A 13382-nucleotide genomic window follows, 5' to 3' on the forward strand; every position below is an offset into this window, starting at 1 on the left:
CTCAGGAGGAACCGTGGACCTCGCCGCCACCACCGCCCTCGTCACCGGCGCCAACCGGGGGCTCGGCCGGGCGTTCGCCCTCGAGCTGCTCGCCCGCGGCGCCACCGTGTACGCCGGGGCGCGCGACCCCGACGCCGTCGACCTGCCCGGCGCGAAGGCGGTGGCCCTGGACGTGACCGACCCGGCGTCGGTCGCGGCGGCGGCCGCGGCCACCGGCGACGTGACGCTGCTGGTGAACAACGCCGGCATCGACTCCCGGGTCGACCTGCTCACCGGCGACCTCGCCGACGTGCAGCGCGAGCTGGACGTCAACTACCTGGGCCCGCTCGCCGTCACCCGGGCCTTCCTGCCGCAGCTGCCGGCCGGCGGCGGGGTGCTCAACGTGCTCTCCGCGCTGTCCTGGCTGGCCTTCCCAGGCACCGGCGCCTACTGCGCGTCGAAGTCGGCGGCGTGGGCGATGACCAACGCGCTGCGCCAGCAGCTCGCGCCCCGCGGGATCCGCGTGACGGCGCTGCACGTCGGCTACGTGGACACCGACATGACCGCCGGCATCGACGCCCCCAAGTCCGCCCCGGCCGACGTCGTCCGTGCCGCGCTCGACGGCGTCGCGGCCGGCGCGCACGAGGTCCTGGCCGACGACGTCAGCCGCCGGGTGCAGGCCGGCCTGGCCGGCGGCGTCGCGGCGCTGTACCCCGCGCTGCCGGCGGTGGCGTCGTGACCGCCGTCGTGGCCCCGGGCGTCGTGGGGTCGGGCGCTCAGGACGTCGTCGCTGGTGACGTCCTCGCGCCGACGCTGGTGGTGGACCCGAGCTGGCGGTCGTTCACGCACGTCCAGGGCGGGCTCGTGACCGGGCACCTGCTGGCCGCGGCGGCCGACGCCACCGGCGCCGCGCCGCGGACCGTCTCCGCCCACCTGCTGGCCGGCGTCGAGCCGGGTGTGCCGGCGGTCGTGGGGGCGGTGCTCGACCGGGCCGGCACGACCGGGAGCGTGCGCGCCACGCTGCACCAGGCGGGCCGGCTCGCCGCCGTCGCCCAGGTGCTCACGGTCGCCCGGCCGCCGGTCCCGGGGCCGTCCGTGCCGGTCCCGCCCGTGGCCGAGGGGGTGCCGTTCGCGCTGCCGCGGGACCTGGTGCCGATCGCCGACCACACGGCGATCCGCGCCCTGGGGACGTCGCGCCCGCTCGCCGGCGGGGACGAACCCCGGCTGACCGCGTGGGTGCGCATCGACGGCGACCTCCCGCCGCTGGTCCAGCTCGGCGTCCTGCTCGACGCGCTGCCTCCGTCGCTGTTCGCCGTCCGCACGGCCCCCGCGGCGATGCCGACCGTGGAGCTCACCGCGCACCTGGCCGGCCCGCCGCCGGCGACGGGCGCGTGGGTGCTGGTCGACCAGGTGACCACCTGGGCCGACGACGCCGTCGCCGTCGACGAGGCGGAGCTGCGCACGGAGGACGGCGCGCTGGTGGCCCGCGCCCGCCAGACCCGGCGGCTGCTCTCGCGCTGAGGGGCCGCGCTGACCGGGCTCGCGCTGAGCGGGCTCGCGCTGAGCGGGCCCGCGGTGAGCGGGCACCCGGGTCTCAGCCCTCGAGCAGGCCGGCCTCGTGGGCGAGGATCGCAGCCTGCGTCCGGTTGGCCAGGTCGAGCTTGGTGAGCAGCCGGGAGACGTAGGTCTTCACGGTGGCCTCGCTGACGAACAGCCGGCCCGCCAGCTCGGCGTTGGAGCCGCCGCTGCCGAGCAGGACGAGCACCTCGCGCTCACGGTCGGAGAGGGCGGCCACCCGCTGCAGCGCCTCCGCCCGCCGCGGGGTGGCCCGGCTGCCGACGTAGGAGGCGATGAGCCCGGCGGTGACGGCGGGGGAGAGGGTCGCCGTCCCGTCGGCCACCGCCCGGACGGCGGCCGCGATCTGCCGCGGCGGGGTGTCCTTGAGCAGGAACCCCGCCGCCCCGGCGGCCAGCGCCGCGTAGACGTACTCGTCGACGTGGAAGGTGGTCAGGACGGCGACCTGCGGCGGGTCGGGCAGGGCGAGGATCGCGCGGGTGGCGGCCAGCCCGTCCATGCCGGGCATGCGGACGTCGGTGAGCACGACGTCGGGCCGCAGCTCGCGCGCCGCGGCCACCCCCGCGGCGCCGTCGCCGGCCTCCCCGACGACGTCCATGTCCCCGGCGGCCTCGAGGACCGTGCGCAGGCCGAAGCGCACCAGCTCCTCGTCGTCGACCAGCAGCACCCGGATGCGGCGCCCGTCCCCGGTCACGCGGGCAGCTCCGCCTCGACGCAGAAGCCGCCGTCGAGGCGCGGCTCGGCGCTCAGTCGCCCGCCGAGGGTGCGCACCCGCTCGCCGAGCCCGATCAGGCCGAAGCCGCCGCCGGGCACCGGCTCCGCCGCGCGGGCGGGCGGGCCGTTGACCACCCGCACGTGCAGCTCGTCCGGACGGCGCTCGACGGTGACCTGCACCGGCGCGTCGGGGGCGTGCCGCCCGGCGTTGGTGAGCGACTCCTGCACGATGCGGTACGCCGCCCGGCCGACGACGGGGTCGACCGGGGCGGTCCCCTCCGCGGGGCCGGTCCAGCCCACGTCCATGCCGGCCTCCCGCGCGGAGGCCACCAGGCGCGGCAGCTCGGGCAGGCCGGGCTGCGGCCCGAGCGGCGCGGCCTCGTCGACCTCCCCGGCGCGCAGCACCCCGACCATCTGCCGCAGCTCCTCGAGTGCCTGCCGCCCCGCCGTCTGCACCTGCCCGGCCAGCTGCTCCACCCGGTCCGGGTCGGCGGCGGCCACCTCGATCGCGCCGGCCTGCAGCACCATCAGGCTCACCCGGTGCCCGACGGCGTCGTGCATCTCGCGGGCGATGCGGGTGCGCTCGGCCAGCACCGCGGCCGACGCCAGCCGCTCCCGCTCGGCCTCGGCGCGCGCGGCCCGCTCGCGCAGCGCGGCGAGCAGCTGGGCGCGGGTGCGCTGCCAGATGCCGAGCGCCGCGGGCAGCACGAGGGCGATGGCCACCCCGCCGAGGGCGCCCACCGCCTCGTCCGGCGTCCCGATCGCCCAGGGCTGCACGAGCGCGACCGTCCCGAGGACGCCGGCGGCCGCGCGCACCGGCCAGCGGCCCTCGTAGCGGCCGACCGCGTAGGCGGTGAGCAGCATGCCGACCACCAGCGCCGGGACCAGCACCCCGAGGACCGCGCTGACGACGAAGGGCACCACCGGCGCCGACCGGCGGAACAGGAACAGGGTGGCGACCAGCAGCAGGCCGCCGACGAGCAGGACGGCGTCCGCGGTCAGCCGCGCCTCCGGGGTGACGACGCCGACCGTCACCGTGCCGGCGCCCAGCAGCGCGACGAACGCCTCGAAGCCGATGCTGCGCGCGCGCAGGCCCGGCCACACGCGCTGCCGGGACCCCATGGGCGGAGCGTAGGTCGGCCGGCGGCGTCCGCGGGTCGTCCGTCCGGCGCGGCCCCGTGTCCACGCCCGGACGACACGGCGACGCCGTCCGTCGACCCGGATCGGCCGCCTCCGGCCGACGCGGGACCCGCCCCCGGGCGGCAGGTTCTCCGGTGACCGCAGCGAGAGCCCGGAGGCAGTGATGATCGAGGTCAGCGGACTGACCAAGCAGTACGGCGCCCGGACCGTCGTCGACGACGTGTCCTTCACCCTCGAGCCCGGCACGGTGACCGGCTTCCTCGGGCCCAACGGCGCGGGCAAGACGACGACGATGCGGATGATGACCGGCCTCGTGCCGGCGACCGCGGGCAGCGCCTCCTTCGACGGACGGGCCTACCCCGGTCTGCCGAACCCGGGCGCCGTCGTCGGCACCCTGCTCGACGCCTCCGCCGTCCACCCCGGGCGCACCGGCCGGACGCACCTGCGGCTGCTCGCCTCGGTCGTCGGCGTGCCGGCGGCACGGGTGGAGGAGGTGCTCGGGATGGTCGGGCTCACCGCGGCGGCCGGCCGGCGCATCGGCGGCTACTCGCTCGGCATGCGGCAGCGGCTGGGCATCGCCGGGGCGCTGCTGGCCGACCCGCCGGTGCTGGTCTTCGACGAGCCGGCCAACGGCCTGGACCCCGAGGGCATCCGCTGGATGCGCGACCTGCTGCGCGGCCACGCGGCCCGCGGCGGCACGGTGCTGCTGTCCTCGCACCTGCTCGGCGAGGTGGAGTCGACCGTCGACCGGCTGCTCGTCATCGGCGCCGGGCGGGTGGTGGCCGACGGCCCGGTGGGCGACCTGCTCGGCGGCGACGGCGCCGCGGTGCGCGCCACCGATCCCGCGGCGCTGGCCCGGGCGCTCGAGACGGCCGGGTTCCACGTGCAACACGGGTCCGACGGCGCCCTCGTGGTGCCGGGCGCCGAGCCGGGCCAGGTCGGCGCGGTCGCCGCGGCGGCCGGCCTCGTGCTCACCGACCTGCGCCCCGTCCGCCGCGGCATCGAGGACCTGTTCTTCCAGCTCACCGCCGCGGCCTGAGCCCTCCCCCCGCCCGTCCCGACTCTCCCCGCGGCGATCCCGACTCCTTCCGCGCCCGACCCGACCCCCCTCCCTGGAGACCGTCATGGCCACCGTCCTGCCCGCCGACCTCCCCGCCCGGGGCGCTCCTCCCGCCGCGTCCCCATCCGGCGCCCGTCCGCCCGTCCGCTCCGGGGCGCCGTCGGCCGCCACGCTGGTCGGCGTCGAGGTCCGCAAGTCGCTGTCCACCCGCTCGGGCCGGTCGCTGGCCGCGGCGGCCGCCCTCCTCGCGCCGGCCGCGACCGCGCTGATCGCGTCCGCCAGCACCGAGGACCTGGGGTCGGTCACCGGCCCGATCGGCGTGATGGGGATGCTCACCGGCCTGGTCCTGGTCGCCCTCGGCGTGCTGTCCACCGCGGGGGAGTGGAGCCACCGGACCGTGCAGACGACCTACCTGCTCGTCCCGCGCCGGGGCCGGGTGCTGGCGGCCAAGGCGGCGGCCGTCGGGCTGCTCGGTGCGGTGCTGGCGGCGGTGTCCGCGGCGCTCGTCACCGGCGCTCTGGCGCTGCTCGCCGGCGACGTGTCCTGGGACGGCACCGGGCGCGCGCTCGGGGTGGTCGTCGCCGCGGGCGCGGTGTTCGCGCTGGTCGGCGCCGGGGTCGGCGCGGCGCTGGCCAACACCCCGGCCGCGCTGACGTCCTTCTACCTGGTCGTCCTCGGCGTGCTGCCGCTGGTGCGCACCTTCAAGCCGGAGGTCGGCTCGAGGCTCGACCCGGCCGAGGCCGTGCTCACCCTCGCGCAGGGCGGAACCCCGACGCAGTCCCTGCTGGTCCTCGCCGGCTGGCTGGGAGTCAGCCTGGCCGCCGGGGCCGTCGTCACCCGCCGCCGCGCGGTGGCCTGACCGACGACGTCCCGTCCAGGGTGGCCGGAGCCGCTGCTCCGGCCACCCTGGGCGCGTCCTCGTCCGGCTCCCCACGGGCTCCGGCGCGATGTGCGGGCGCGCGTTCCCGCGGGAACGCCGGGCGGATCAGGCCGCCCGTCCGCCGCGTTCGGCTGCGAGCCGGCGCTCCAGGTCGCGGTTGCCGAGCAGCACCCCGACGACGTAGCCCAGGTCCATCCGCTCCCCGCCGACCGCGAGCGTCCCGGGCAGCTGCCGGTCCCCACCGGGCAGCAGCCGCAGGACGCTCCCGCGCTCGGCGTCCGGGGCCGCGGCATCGAGGAGCTCGACGCCCGCCTCGACGCCCGCGGTGAAGGCGGTGTCGCCACGGGCCCACACCCGGCGGCCGTCCGGTGTGACGGCGACCAGTTCGCCGCCGCGCCGGCTCATCCGCAGGTCGAGGTCGTGCGCGAGGCCGTGGTCGGCGTCGCAGAGGAGCGCCATGTTGTCGATGTCGGTGCTCCCGCCGGCCGACCAGGGCCGCCGATGGTGGGCGTGCAGCCGCTCGGGGCGGGTCTCGGGGCAGCCCGGCCGGATGCACCCGCCGTCGCGCCGCACGAGCGCCCGGCGCTGAGCCCGGGTGGCCAGACGCCGCGCCCGGCCGACGGCCAGCGGTTCGCGGTCCCGCTCGAGCATCGTGACGACGGTGGCCTCACAGAGCATCCGGCGGACCTGGCTGCCGTGCAGGGCCGGCCCGTTCTCCAGGTAGGCGCGACCCGCTGCGGCGTCGTCGGCGAGCACGGCGGCGTCGACGTGCACGACCACCTCGCGTCGTGGCGGGTCGCCGGCCCGGCGGTCGGCCTCCGGTGCGGCGGCGCCCAATCGGGCCACGGCGGCGCAGCGGCGCTCGGCCGTCCGCTCCCGCGCCAGCGCGACCTCGTCGAGCGGCTCGTCGTCGGTCCGGCTCCCCGCGCTGTCGGAGGTCCCGCCGTCCGGAGTGATGCCGTCCTCCGCGGTGGTGGCCGCCGCTGCGGCGGCCGCTCGCTTGGCGGCGGCCCGGTCGCGGCGAGCGTCGCGCTCGGCCGGCGAGTCGATCCCGGTGAGGAAGGCCGCGCCCTGCTCGGGATCGAGGCGCATGCGCACGACCAGCATCCCGTCGTCGTCCCACCAGTACTCGAAGCGCCGCTTCTCGCGGACGGTGCCGGCCTCGACCGCGTCGGAGCGGCGCCACCCCCGGACCACCCGCTCCACCTGCGCGGCGGTGGCCTCGCGCGCGAGATCGAGCAGAGCCGCCTCGGTCTCGGGGGCCGCGACGCGGGTCATGGCGCGGACCTTGGAGTAGGACAGCCGGCCGGCGGTGAAGGCGCCGCGGATCCCGGGCAGCGTGGTGAGGGCACGGGCGACCCGGACGTGCTCGCGTGCGGTGCCCGGGGACAGCCCGCACTGCCAGGCCAGCCAGTGCGCGCACGACCGGAGACCGTGGCCCGCCCAGCCCTCGCGCCGGTCGAACTGGGCGATGAGCAGCAGCCACTCCGCCGTGGCGGCGGCCAGCCGGACGGCGGCGCCGGTGATGCGCTCGGCGAGCTCGTCGAGCGGCAGTTCCGTCTCGGCGGCGGGATGGTGCTCGGTCACGGCGTCCTCCTCGAACGTGTGTTCGGGACGCTAGACCCAGCCACTGACAGAACCGCAGCTCAGCGGCCTGAGGGCGTTCCCGCAGGAACGCCGTCGGGTGGGACCGTGCTGCGGGGAGGCGTTCCCGCGGAAACGCGCTGAGCCCTTGGTGTGATGCGCAGAGCCCCCGGCGTCAGGAGGGGAGCGGTCCGAGCGTGGCGGTGCCGGTGATCGACGCCGGCCCGCCGACCGCGCCCGCCGACAGCGACCACCGCTCCCCGTCGGCCCGGCCGGTCGCCCGGACGGCCGTGCCCACGTACACCGGGCGGGCCAGCCGGTGGGTGGAGGACGTGACGGACCGGTCCGGAGCGGACCTCTCCGACATGGCGCGGCGCGGGACCTCCAGGAGCAGCAGCGCCAGCAGCGGGCCGTGCACGACCAGCCCGGGATGGCCCTCGACGCCGGTGGCGTACGGCGCGTCGTAGTGGATGCGGTGCGCGTTGTAGGTCAGCGCACTGAAGCGGAACAGCAGCGCCTCGTCGGGGACCAGGTCCACCGAGGTGTCGCCGTCCACGCCCGGCACCCCGGCACCCGCCGGCGCCGGTGAGGACCCGCCCGGCTGGGAGCGGTAGACGACGTCCTGCTCTTCGATGAGCAGCAGCCGCCCCGCCGAGCGGAACTCGCTGCGCACCGTGACCAGCAGCATCTCGCCACTGCGCCCGGCCTTGACCTCGCAGCGGGCCAGCGACGACGTCCGCTCCACCGTCGAGCCCACGACCAGCGGGGCGACGGCCTCGAACCGGCCGCCGGCGATCATCCGGCGCCGGTGCGGTAGCGGCGGCAGGAAGTGGCCTTCTCGCGGGTGGCCGTCCTCGCCGAGGTCGGCGGTGGCCGGCCGCTCGACAAAGGTGAACCAGTGCCAGCCCAGCGGCAGCGGGTCGCCCTCCGCGGGCGCGTCGGCGGGGCGGTCGAGCAGCGCCGCGAAGGCCGCCGCGGGCCCGGGCGCGACGACGGCGGTGTCGGTGACCGGGCCGGGTGACCAGCCCTCGACGGCGGCGGCGAGCGGGCTCACCGGCCCATCGTGCCGGGTGTGACGCCGCCCGCACCCCGGAAGAACGCGGCCCCGCGCGGTGTCGGAACCTCCCGTGGACCTGTTCTCCCCCGTGACCCTCGGCGACCTCGAGCTCGCCAACCGCGTGGCCATGGCGCCCCTGACCCGCATGCGCTCCGGCAGCTCCGGCGTCCCCGGCGACCTCGTCGTCGAGCACTACGCGCAGCGCGCCTCCATCGGCCTGATCGTCACCGAGGGCACCTATCCCGTCCACGAGTCGCAGGCGTTCGTCGGCCAGCCCGGCATCGTCACCGACGAGCAGGTCGCCGGCTGGCGCCGCGTCGCCGACGCCGTGCACGCCCGCGGCGGCCGGATCGTCATGCAGGTGATGCACGGCGGCCGCGTCACCCACCCCGACGTCAACGGCGGCCGCCGCGTCGTCGCCCCGAGCGCCATCGCCATCCAGGGCGAGGGCCACACCGAGAAGGGCAAGCAGGCCTACCCGGTGCCGCACGCCCTCACCACCGACGAGGTCCGCGACGTCGTCCGCGACTTCGCGCGCGCCGCCGAGCGGGCCCGCGAGGCCGGCCTCGACGGCGTCGAGATCCACGGCGCCAACGGCTACCTGCTGCACGAGTTCCTCTCGCCGGCCTCCAACGTCCGCGACGACGTGTACGGCGGCTCCCCGGAGAACCGCGCCCGGCTCGTGGTCGAGGTGGTCACCGCGGTCGCCGAGGCGATCGGCGCCGGGCGCGTCGGGCTGCGCACTTCGCCCGAGCACGACATCCAGGACGCCCTCGAGACCGACCGCGACGACGTCCTCGCCACCTACGGCGCGCTGCTCGACCAGCTGCGCCCGCTGGGCCTGGCCTACCTCTCCGTGCTGCACCGCGAGCCGGCCGGCGACCTGGTGCAGGAGCTGCGCCGCCGGTTCGGCGGGCACCTCATGGCCAACAGCGGCTTCGGCAGCGTGACCACCCGCGAGGAGGCGCTGGCGCTCATCGAGGCCGCGCACGCCGACGTCGTCGCGGTCGGCCGGGCGGCGATCGCCAACCCCGACCTGGTCGAGCGCTGGGCCGGCGAGCACCCGGAGAACGAGATCCGGTCGCACCTGTTCTACGCGTCCGGCGCCGAGGGCTACACCGACTACCCGGCGCTGCGCGCGGGCTAGCCGGCCGCCTCGTCGCCGGCCCCGACCACCCGGCCGTCCGACAGCCGCACCACCCGGTCGGCCGCCGCGACGACCAGGGGGTCGTGGCTGGCGACGAGCACCCCGGTGCCCGCGTCGGCGCACGCGCGCAGCACGCCCAGCACGTGCACCGACAGCTCCTGGTCGAGCCGGCCGGTCGGCTCGTCGGCGACGAGGAAGGCCGGCCGGAGCACCAGCGCCCGCGCCAGCGCGGTGCGCTGCTGCTCGCCGAGGGAGACCTCGTCGGGCAGCCGGTCGGCCAGGGCGCCGAGCCCCAGCTGTTCCAGCCCGTCGAGCGCGGCGGCCCGCGGGTCGGGGGCGCCCGCGAGCCGGGCGGGCATCGCCACGTTGTCGGCGAGGGTCAGCTCGTCGAGCAGGCCCAGGCGCTGCGGGACGACGGCGAGGGTGTTCCAGTCGGCCTCGCCGGGGGAGCGGGCGCCGGGCACGGTGACCTCGCCCCGGTCGGGGCGCTCCCAGCCGACCAGGCAGTGCAGCAGCGTCGTCTTGCCCGACCCGGAGCGGCCCAGCAGCGCCACGACCTCTCCGGGGGCGACGGCGACGTCGACGCCGCGCAGCGCGTGCACCTCCTCGCGGCCGCGCCGGTGAGTCCGGTGCAGGCCGGTGCCGCGGAGCGAGGCGCCGCCCGCCGCGGGTCCGCCGGCAGCGGGAACGCCCGCCGCGTGCACGCCGGCCATCACGGCTCCCGCAGCAGCACGCCGTCGGCGGTGAGCTCGACGGCGACCCGCCGGTCCGGGAACCGCGCCAGGGCCTCCTCGGGCAGCTGCACCCGGCCCTCGCCGTCGACCACCGCGAGCCGGCGCCCGGCGACCTCCTCGTGCGCCACCGCCCCCGACCGCAGGTGCACCACCCGGTCGGCGGCAGCGGCGGCCTGCGGGTCGTGGGTGGCCATGACGACGCTCGTGCCGTCGCGGGTGAGCTCGGCGACCGCGGCGAGCAGCTGCCCGGTCGTCGCGGAGTCCAGCTCGCTGGTCGGCTCGTCGGCGACCACCAGCGCCGGCCGGCCGAGCACCGCCTGGGCCAGCGCCAGCCGCTGCTGCTCCCCGCCGGACAGCTCCGCCGGCAGGTGCCCCGCCCGGTCGGCCAGGCCCAGCACGTCGAGCAGCTCGGCGCCCTGCCGCGCCGCCTCGCGGCGGCCCATCCCGCGCAGCCGCCCGGCCAGGACCAGGTGCTCGGTGCCGGTGAGGTGCGGCAGCAGGTTCTGCCCGGGCCGCGGGAAGACGTAGCCGATCTCGCGGCGGCGCAGCGCCCGCAGCCGCCGCGCGGACAGGCCGGTCAGCGACGTGCCGGCCACCTCCGCCACGCCCGCCGTCGGCCGGTCCTGCGCGGCGAGGATCCGCAGCAGCGAGCTCTTGCCCGACCCCGACGGGCCGGTCACCGCCGTCAGCCGCCCGGCGGGCACGACGACGTCGACGCCCTTGAGCGCGTGCACCTCCCCGCTCGGCGACGGGTAGATCCGGACCAGCCCCTCGCACCGGGCGGCCGGCGCGTCACGGCGCACCGCGCACCACCAGCCCGGCGTCGGCGGTCCGGCGGGCGCGCGCGGCCAGCACCGCGGACACCCCGGCGACCGCCGCCACCCCCGCCGCCACCACGGCGAGCGTGCCCGCCGGCACCGCCAGCACGGGCCCGGGCAGCACGCCCGGGTCGGGGTCGAGCAGCCGCACCACCAGGGCCGACGCCGGCAGCGCCACCGCGACCGCCACCGCGGCGCCGAGCCCGGCGAGCAGGCCGGTCTCCAGCGCCACCGCGAGGTCCGCGGACCGCCGCCGCAGCCCGGCCCGCGCCAGCAGCACCGCGGCCACCCGGCGCCGCCGCTGCTGGGCCAGGGCGTGCAGCACCACGCCGAGCAGGCCCAGCGCCCCGGCGGCGAGCCCCACGGCGCGCAGGTACTCCAGCGACCACAGCTGCGCCCGCGCCGCGGGCCGGGCGGCGAAGGCGCCGGCCGTCGTCACGGTCTCGCGGTCGAAGGCGTGCCCGCCGGCCTCCAGCTCGGGCAGCAGCACCCCGGGCGGGGTGCCGGCCCACACCTGCCGGTCGAGCAGCTGTACCGGGTCGCGCCCGCCCGCCGCGAGCACGGCCTCCACCGCGCCCCGGTCGGCGACCACCAGCGGCGTCCGCGACGGCTGCCCCGGGAACGCGGCCACCCGCCCGACCACCTCCAGCGGCAGCGTGTACGACCGCACCCGGGTGAGCACCAGGTCGGTGCCGGGGGCGCCGAGCGCGTCGTCGGGCAGCGGGCCGGCGAGCAGCACCGGCACCCGGTCGCCCTGGTAGCCGGCGAGGGCGTCGAGCACGTCGCGCACGGGCCGGTCGGCGAGGCCGTCGTCCCAGCGCAGCACGCCCGCCACCTCGGCGGGGTCGAGGGCCAGCAGGTCGGCGTCGAGGTCGCCGGGCGAGAGCGTCACGCCGGTCTCGGTGGACACCAGCGCCGTTCCCGCGGGAACGGGTCCGGGCTCGTCGGTGCGCCGCAGCAGCGGGACGACGGTCTCCGCGCCCGCCGCGACCGCCGCCTTCGCGTCCATCGTGCGTTCGGCCGACCCGGCCAGCGTGGTGGCGTGCACGACCAGGCCGAGCGACACCGCCGTCGTCACCACGACCAGCCGGCTGGTGCCGCTCGCGGCCGCCACCCGGCGCACCGCCAGGAAGGCCGGGGCGGGCAGCCGCCGCCCGGCGCCCCGGCCGACCCGGGACAGCCCGGCGGTCAGCAGCCCCGCCACGACCGCGGCCACCGGCAGCGGCAGCAGCAGCGGCAGGACGCCGAGTCCGCCCCCGCCGTCGTCGCCGGCGGCCCCGGTGTCGGCACCCGCCACCGCCGGCACCGCCACGACGGCGGTGACCGCGGCGGTGACCGCCAGCCAGGGCAGCCGCGCGGGGGCGGGGCGGCCGCCGCGGTCGAGCCGGGCGACGAGCAGTGCGGTGGTGAGCGCGAGGACGGCGAGACCGGCCAGCGCGCCGGCGCCGAGGACCGCGGCCGCCGGCGGCAGCGTCCCCGCGGGGAACCGCGGCGCCGACCCGAACTGCCGCACCAGCAGCCACCCCGCCGCCGCGCCCGCCGCCGTCCCGGCGAGCACCGGCAGCAGCGCCTCCCGCACCGCCTGCCCGGCCGCCCGCACGGGGGAGCCGCCGCGGGCCAGCAGCAGGCGCAGCTCGTCCTCCCGGCGACGCACCCGGTGCCCGGCCCAGGCGCCGACCAGCACCAGCGCGGTCAGGCCCGCGCCCGCGCCGACCGCCCGGACCGGGGAGCGCAGCAGCGCGACGGTGTCGTCGACGGCGACCAGCGCGTCCCCGAGCCCGCTGCGCGGCGTGGGCCGGGCGACGTCCTCCTGCGCGGTGAGCCGCCCGACCGGGGAGGCGGGGTCGGCGAGCGCGTCGCGGAGGCCGTCGACCCCGGCGAGGACGTCGCGGGCGCCGTCGGTGCCGATGCCGTCGGGGACCGCCACCCGCCACTGGAGGAAGAGGTCGACCTGCAGCTCCGTCGCGGTGCCGAGGACGACCTCCCGCGGCGCGAGCAGAACCGGCGGGCGGGGGATCGGCAGCCCGGTCACCTTCCGGATCCGCGGCACGAACAGCGACGCCTGCTCCGCCCAGTAGGCGGGCAGCGGCGCGACCGGCTCGGCGTAGACGCCGGTCACCGGCAGCGACACCGGCAGCCCCTGCGCCGACGTCGCCTCGAGCACCCCGCCGGGCGCGAGGCCGGTGGCCTCCGCGAGCCGCCGCGGGACGGCGACGCCGTCGCCCGGGCCGCCCGCCACGAAGTCGACCTGCTCCTCCCACCCGGTGCGCGAGAGCAGCTCGAGGCCGGTGAGGCCGCCCGGGCCCTCGGCGAGCAGCGGCTCGCGCAGCCGGACCTGCAGCCGCGGGTCGGGCAGCCCGGCGGCGGCGACCGCGGCGGTCACGCCCTCGTCGAGCTCGCCGGCGCGGCCGATCCGGGCGGGGGAGGGCGCGCCGCTGGTGGGCACGGTGGTCGTGTCCAGGACGGCGCCGAGGTCCGCCTCGTCGGTGCGGCCGCGCTCCCCGAGCCAGGCGCCCTCCTCCGCGGCGGCGAGGAACAGCGGTGCCGACACCAGCGCCGCGGCCAGCAGCGCGGCGAGTGCGGCCAGCGCCAGCGCCTGGCCGCCGCCGGGGACGAGCGCCACCCGGAGCCGCCGCAGCAGGCGCCGGGCCGTCGTCATGGGCGGACCGTAGTGGCGGACGCCACACCCGCGTT

General features: G+C 78.6%; 12 protein-coding genes. 5 read left to right on the plus strand and 7 right to left on the minus strand.

The features are described 5' to 3' along the window. Positions 1 to 13: 13 nt before the first annotated feature. Complete coding sequence (locus ACI78R_RS18450; protein WP_457041806.1) at positions 14 to 718, plus strand: SDR family oxidoreductase; 705 nt, start codon at positions 14 to 16, stop codon at positions 716 to 718. Then, positions 715 to 1500 carry a thioesterase family protein gene (locus ACI78R_RS18455; RefSeq protein WP_457041807.1) on the plus strand — a complete coding sequence of 262 codons (786 nt, stop codon included), beginning with the start codon at positions 715 to 717 and terminating at the stop codon, positions 1498 to 1500. The genes ACI78R_RS18450 and ACI78R_RS18455 overlap by 4 nt, the downstream gene beginning before the upstream one ends. A 73-nt stretch (positions 1501 to 1573) precedes the next feature. On the opposite strand, the gene ACI78R_RS18460 is transcribed toward ACI78R_RS18455, so the two are convergent. Together ACI78R_RS18460 and ACI78R_RS18465 are read right to left on the minus strand one after the other, a co-directional pair. Continuing rightward, positions 1574 to 2248 (minus strand): response regulator transcription factor, encoded by a 675-nt coding sequence (locus ACI78R_RS18460; RefSeq protein ID WP_245794789.1) that lies wholly within the window; start codon positions 2246 to 2248, stop codon positions 1574 to 1576. Further along, positions 2245 to 3390 carry a sensor histidine kinase gene (locus ACI78R_RS18465; protein ID WP_457041808.1) on the minus strand — a complete coding sequence of 382 codons (1146 nt, stop codon included), beginning with the start codon at positions 3388 to 3390 and terminating at the stop codon, positions 2245 to 2247. Before ACI78R_RS18465 ends, ACI78R_RS18460 begins: the two co-directional genes overlap by 4 nt. 181 nt (positions 3391 to 3571) lie before the next feature. Here ACI78R_RS18465 and ACI78R_RS18470 point away from each other — a divergent pair, with 181 nt between their 5' ends. Next, positions 3572 to 4447, plus strand: coding sequence for an ABC transporter ATP-binding protein (locus ACI78R_RS18470; RefSeq protein WP_457041809.1), 876 nt, complete (start codon positions 3572 to 3574; stop codon positions 4445 to 4447). 85 nt (positions 4448 to 4532) lie between these two features. Next, positions 4533 to 5327: a hypothetical protein gene (locus ACI78R_RS18475; RefSeq protein WP_457041810.1), complete on the plus strand. Its 795-nt coding sequence runs from the start codon at positions 4533 to 4535 to the stop codon at positions 5325 to 5327. Positions 5328 to 5453: 126 nt separating this feature from the next. Here the strand turns inward: ACI78R_RS18475 and ACI78R_RS18480 are convergent, their stop codons facing one another. Together ACI78R_RS18480 and ACI78R_RS18485 are read right to left on the minus strand one after the other, a co-directional pair. Next, a complete protein-coding gene (locus tag ACI78R_RS18480) occupies positions 5454 to 6935 on the minus strand; it encodes a DUF222 domain-containing protein (protein WP_457041811.1) in 1482 nt (493 codons plus the stop codon). A 172-nt stretch (positions 6936 to 7107) separates the two neighbouring features. Continuing rightward, the gene (locus tag ACI78R_RS18485) at positions 7108 to 7986 is read right to left on the minus strand and encodes a hypothetical protein (protein ID WP_457041812.1); all 879 of its coding nucleotides are present in this window, start codon (positions 7984 to 7986) and stop codon (positions 7108 to 7110) included. 73 nt (positions 7987 to 8059) lie between these two features. On the opposite strand from ACI78R_RS18485, the gene ACI78R_RS18490 reads away from it, so the two are divergent. Further along, a complete protein-coding gene (locus tag ACI78R_RS18490; RefSeq protein WP_457041813.1) occupies positions 8060 to 9136 on the plus strand; it encodes an alkene reductase in 1077 nt (358 codons plus the stop codon). On the opposite strand, the gene ACI78R_RS18495 is transcribed toward ACI78R_RS18490, so the two are convergent. The 3 genes from ACI78R_RS18495 to ACI78R_RS18505 are packed head-to-tail and all read right to left on the minus strand — an operon-like array spanning position 9133 to position 13347. Continuing rightward, a complete protein-coding gene (locus tag ACI78R_RS18495) occupies positions 9133 to 9849 on the minus strand; it encodes an ABC transporter ATP-binding protein (protein WP_457041814.1) in 717 nt (238 codons plus the stop codon). The genes ACI78R_RS18490 and ACI78R_RS18495 overlap by 4 nt on opposite strands. Continuing rightward, positions 9849 to 10673, minus strand: a complete 825-nt coding sequence (locus tag ACI78R_RS18500) for an ABC transporter ATP-binding protein (RefSeq protein ID WP_457041815.1) — start codon at positions 10671 to 10673, stop codon at positions 9849 to 9851. Before ACI78R_RS18500 ends, ACI78R_RS18495 begins: the two co-directional genes overlap by 1 nt. Further along, positions 10663 to 13347 carry a hypothetical protein gene (locus ACI78R_RS18505; RefSeq protein WP_457041816.1) on the minus strand — a complete coding sequence of 895 codons (2685 nt, stop codon included), beginning with the start codon at positions 13345 to 13347 and terminating at the stop codon, positions 10663 to 10665. Before ACI78R_RS18505 ends, ACI78R_RS18500 begins: the two co-directional genes overlap by 11 nt. Positions 13348 to 13382: the final 35 nt, after the last annotated feature.

The organism is Geodermatophilus sp. SYSU D01106 (assembly GCF_054049995.1).

Coding starts and splice junctions, on each gene's coding strand:
- ACI78R_RS18465 (WP_457041808.1), bottom strand. CDS start 3,390: ATGGGGTCCCGGCAGCGCGTGTGGCCGGGCCTGCGCGCGCGCAGCATC.
- ACI78R_RS18470 (WP_457041809.1), top strand. CDS start 3,572: ATGATCGAGGTCAGCGGACTGACCAAGCAGTACGGCGCCCGGACCGTC.
- ACI78R_RS18475 (WP_457041810.1), top strand. CDS start 4,533: ATGGCCACCGTCCTGCCCGCCGACCTCCCCGCCCGGGGCGCTCCTCCC.
- ACI78R_RS18495 (WP_457041814.1), bottom strand. CDS start 9,849: ATGGCCGGCGTGCACGCGGCGGGCGTTCCCGCTGCCGGCGGACCCGCG.
- ACI78R_RS18505 (WP_457041816.1), bottom strand. CDS start 13,347: ATGACGACGGCCCGGCGCCTGCTGCGGCGGCTCCGGGTGGCGCTCGTC.